Raw genomic sequence first — 3,563 nt, 5'->3', positions numbered from 1 at the left:
TTCACCACGGTCGAGGATTACGAGAACAATCTGAGCCGCCACCAGGACTTCATCACCATCTACGATCGCGCGATCGCGCGCTTCCGCGAGGGCATGGAATCGGGCGTGGTCGAGAGCCAGCTCACGATCGGCCGGGTGATCGAACAGCTCGATACGCAGCTCGCCGCAGGTATCGAGGATTCGCCCTATTACCGGCCGGTGCTGAACTTCCCCGAGGATTTCTCGGAAGAGGACAAGGCCCGGCTGACGGCCGCCTATCGGGAGTCGACCCAGGCGATCTTCGACGGCTATACGCGCATGCGCGATTTCCTCCGCGACGAATATCTGCCGGTCGCGCGCGAGGGCGTCGGTCTCGTCCATATGCGGGGCGGCGACACGCTCTACGCGCAGATGGTGCGCGACACGACGACGCTCGATCTGACGCCGGACTACATCCACGATCTGGGCCTTGCCGAGGTCGCGCGGATCACGGCCGGGATGGAAGCGATCAAGGCCGAAGTGGGCTTCGAAGGCACCTTGCAGGAATTTTTCGAGTACATCCGCACCGATCCGCAGTTCAAGCCGGAAAGCCGTGAATGGCTGGGCGAGGAATATTACCGGATCGGCGAACGCGTCGACCTACGAATTTCCGAACTCTTCTCGACGGTGCCGACCAGCCCGCTCGAAATCCGCGCGGTCGAGCCGTTCCGCGAGGCGACGGCGGCCGGCGGGTCCTACCAGTCCGGCACGCCGGACGGATCGCGGCCGGGCGTCTTCTATTACAACGCCTATAATCTGGACGAACGGCTGACGCCGGGCATGGAGACGCTCTATCTCCATGAAGGCGCGCCGGGCCATCATTTCCAGATCAGCCTCGCCCAGGAAAATGAAGAGCTTCCCAATTTCATGCGCTTCGGCGGCAACACGGCGTTCGTCGAGGGCTGGGCGCTCTATTCGGAAACCTTGGGCGAGGATCTCGGGCTCTTCACGGACCCCTATCAGCGTTTCGGCCATCTCAACGACGAGATGCTCCGCGCGATGCGGCTCGTCGTCGACACCGGCCTGCACTCCAAGGGCTGGACCCGCGAACAGGCGATCGAATACATGCTCGCCAATTCGGGCATGACCAATGTCGAGGCGACGTCCGAAGTCGAACGTTACATCGCCATTCCGAGCCAGGCGCTGGCCTACAAGGTCGGCGCGCTGACGATCCAGGCGCTGCGGGCGCAGGCTGAGGACGCGCTGGGCGACAATTTCGACATTCGCGCCTTCCACGAGCAGGTGCTCGGCACGGGCTCTTTGCCGATGGCCGTGCTCGAGGCCAAGATCTACGACTGGATCGAAGCCAATGGCGGTGAACGCCCGGGCGGCATCGACCTGATGGCCGTTCACGGTTCGGCCGACTGAGTTGTAACGTGCATCTGGAGGGGCGTTCCCGGCGTACCGGGGACGCCCCTTTCTATTGCGGGTCGTCCGGCCCGAGATCGGGATCGAGATCGCGCGGCCTGACATAGCGGACGAGCTTGCCCGTTCCCGGCGCGATATCGGCCCAGCTGTCGACAGCGAACTCCATTTCGGCGAGTGCGCAGGTCGGGAATTTTTCCTCGACCGCCGCCCGCGCCGCGTCGCCCTTCGTATCGGGCACAAGCAGCAGGACGAGATCCTCGAGCCCGGAATTGTGGCCGGACAGCAACAGCGCGTCCGAACCGTCATCGGCTTCATGGACGATATCGAGCAGGGTCATGTTGGAGGCCAGATAGACGCGCCTGTCCCATTCCGGTTCGATCGCTTCGCCATAGCCCTTGGCGACGCTCTCAAGCGTTTCGACCACGCGGACGGCCGGCGATGCGATCACGGTATCGAACAGGACGCCCGCTTCCTGCATATGCGCGCCCATCAGCGTCGCCGCGCGCTTGCCCTTCTCGTTGAGCGGGCGATCGAAATCGCGTTTGACCGGGTCGTCCCAGCTCGATTTGGCGTGACGCAGGAGGATCAGGCGCTTCATGAAGGCTCCACGGGGATTGGCATTTCCGCCTGTTGCCCGAAATCGGCGACAGAAGAAAGACGCGCCGAGACCCGGGCGACCGCCTCGTCGAGCGGCACGCGCGACACCGGCGTTCCTTCGGGAAAGGCCGTGAGCAGCCGCGAGGGCGTGGCGGCGGAGAGCAGCACGAACATGCCGATATCGTCCTTGCGCCGGATCAGCCGCCCGAACGCCTGGGCGAGCCGGGCGCGGACGACGCGGTCGACATAGGCATTGCCACCGTTCGCGAGCTTGCGCGCGGCATGGAGTACGGTCGGGCGCGGCCACGGCACGGTCTCCAGCAATACAAGCCGCAACGATTCGCCGGGCACGTCGACGCCGTCGCGCAGGGCATCGGTACCGAGCAGCGAGGCATGGGCATCGTCGCGGAAGATATCGATGAGGGTGCCGGTATCGATCGGATCGACATGCTGGCTGTAAAGCGGCAGGCCATTTCTCGCCAGCCGGTCCGCGATCCGGGCATGGACCGCTTTCAGCCGCGCGATGGCGGTAAAGAGGCCAAGCGTACCGCCGTTGGCCGCCTCGATCAGCCGCGCGTAGGCGCCGGCGAGGGCCGGAATGTCGCCCTTCTTGATGTCGGTAACGATCAGCACCTCGCTGTTCGCCGCATAGTCGAACGGGCTCGGCGCTTCGAACCGCTCGGGTGCGAAATCGAGATGCCGCGCCCCGGCGCGCGCCTCGGCCGCGTCCCAGTCCTCGCCGCCTTTCAGCGTCGCCGAGGTCACGATCAGGCCATGGGCGGGCTTGATGACGGTTTCGGCGAGCGGCTTGGTCGGGTCGAGCCAGTGGCGGTGCAGGCCGATATCGTACTCGCGGCCCTCATAACGGTCGATCGCCAGCCAATCGACGAAATCAGGATCGGCCGGGCCGCCGAGCCGGGCGAGCAGCGCGATCCAGCTTGCGAGCATCTGGCCGCGCATGGTGAGCCCCATCATCGCGCCCTCGATCCGGGCGCGCGCCTGGGCATCGAGCCAGTCGGGCGCGTCCTCGAGTACCGCTTCGAGCCGCTGGCGGAGGATGGCGAGGGGGCGGTGCAGCGCTTCGAGTGCCTCGGCCGCCGCGCCGACGGCCGCGATCAGCGCGCCGTCCAGTTCCGCCGCCTCGGTTTCGAGCCCATAGCCGGCATCCTGCGCCCTGGCCCGGGCAAACACCGTACCGCGCACCGCGGCGAGCAGCTTCTCGATCGGCCCGAGCGGAACCCCCTCGGCGATCCGGCCGAGCCAGCCGTCGCCGGGCAGGAGGGCGGCCGCCGTGCCCGCCGCCTCGATCGCCTCGCCGCCGGCCTGATCGTATGAGGCGACGTCCATGAGCCGCGCCGACAGGCCGCGCCGCCGCCCGCGATGCTTGCCCTCAGGCCCGATGATCCAGCGCCTGAGCTCTATCGCTTCCTGGCCGGTCAGCGCGGCGGAAAAGGTCGAATCGGCGGCATCGAACAGGTGATGGCCCTCGTCGAATATGATCCGCGAAAGGGCGGCGGAGTCTTCGCGCCGCCGTTCCGCCATGATCATCACCAGTGCATGGTTGGCGATCACGAGATCGG

Annotated in this window: 3 protein-coding genes; 1 reads left to right on the top strand and 2 read right to left on the bottom strand. The window is 66.2% G+C overall.

The annotated features are described in order from the left end of the window. On the top strand, positions 1–1,386 hold a 1,386-nt coding region (locus tag ACTS1X_RS04130), incomplete at its 5' end, for a DUF885 domain-containing protein (RefSeq protein WP_442613112.1). Between the two features lie 52 nt (positions 1,387–1,438). On the opposite strand, the gene ACTS1X_RS04125 is transcribed toward ACTS1X_RS04130, so the two are convergent. Together ACTS1X_RS04125 and ACTS1X_RS04120 are read right to left on the bottom strand one after the other, a co-directional pair. After that, positions 1,439–1,984: a SixA phosphatase family protein gene (locus ACTS1X_RS04125; RefSeq protein WP_442613111.1), complete on the bottom strand. Its 546-nt coding sequence runs from the start codon at positions 1,982–1,984 to the stop codon at positions 1,439–1,441. Then, the coding region (locus tag ACTS1X_RS04120; protein WP_442613110.1) for a helicase C-terminal domain-containing protein at positions 1,981–3,563 on the bottom strand (1,583 nt) is incomplete at its 5' end. The genes ACTS1X_RS04125 and ACTS1X_RS04120, both read right to left, overlap by 4 nt.

Origin of the sequence: Parasphingopyxis sp., assembly GCF_052168275.1 — a bacterium.
Classification (GTDB): Bacteria; Pseudomonadota; Alphaproteobacteria; order Sphingomonadales; family Sphingomonadaceae; genus Parasphingopyxis.
Note: the sequence above shows the minus strand (reverse complement) of the source record. Positions and strands in the feature narration are given on the sequence as shown.

Excerpts from the sequence above, each read along its gene's own strand:
- ACTS1X_RS04125 (WP_442613111.1), bottom strand. The coding sequence starts at position 1,984 with ATGAAGCGCCTGATCCTCCTGCGTCACGCCAAATCGAGCTGGGACGAC.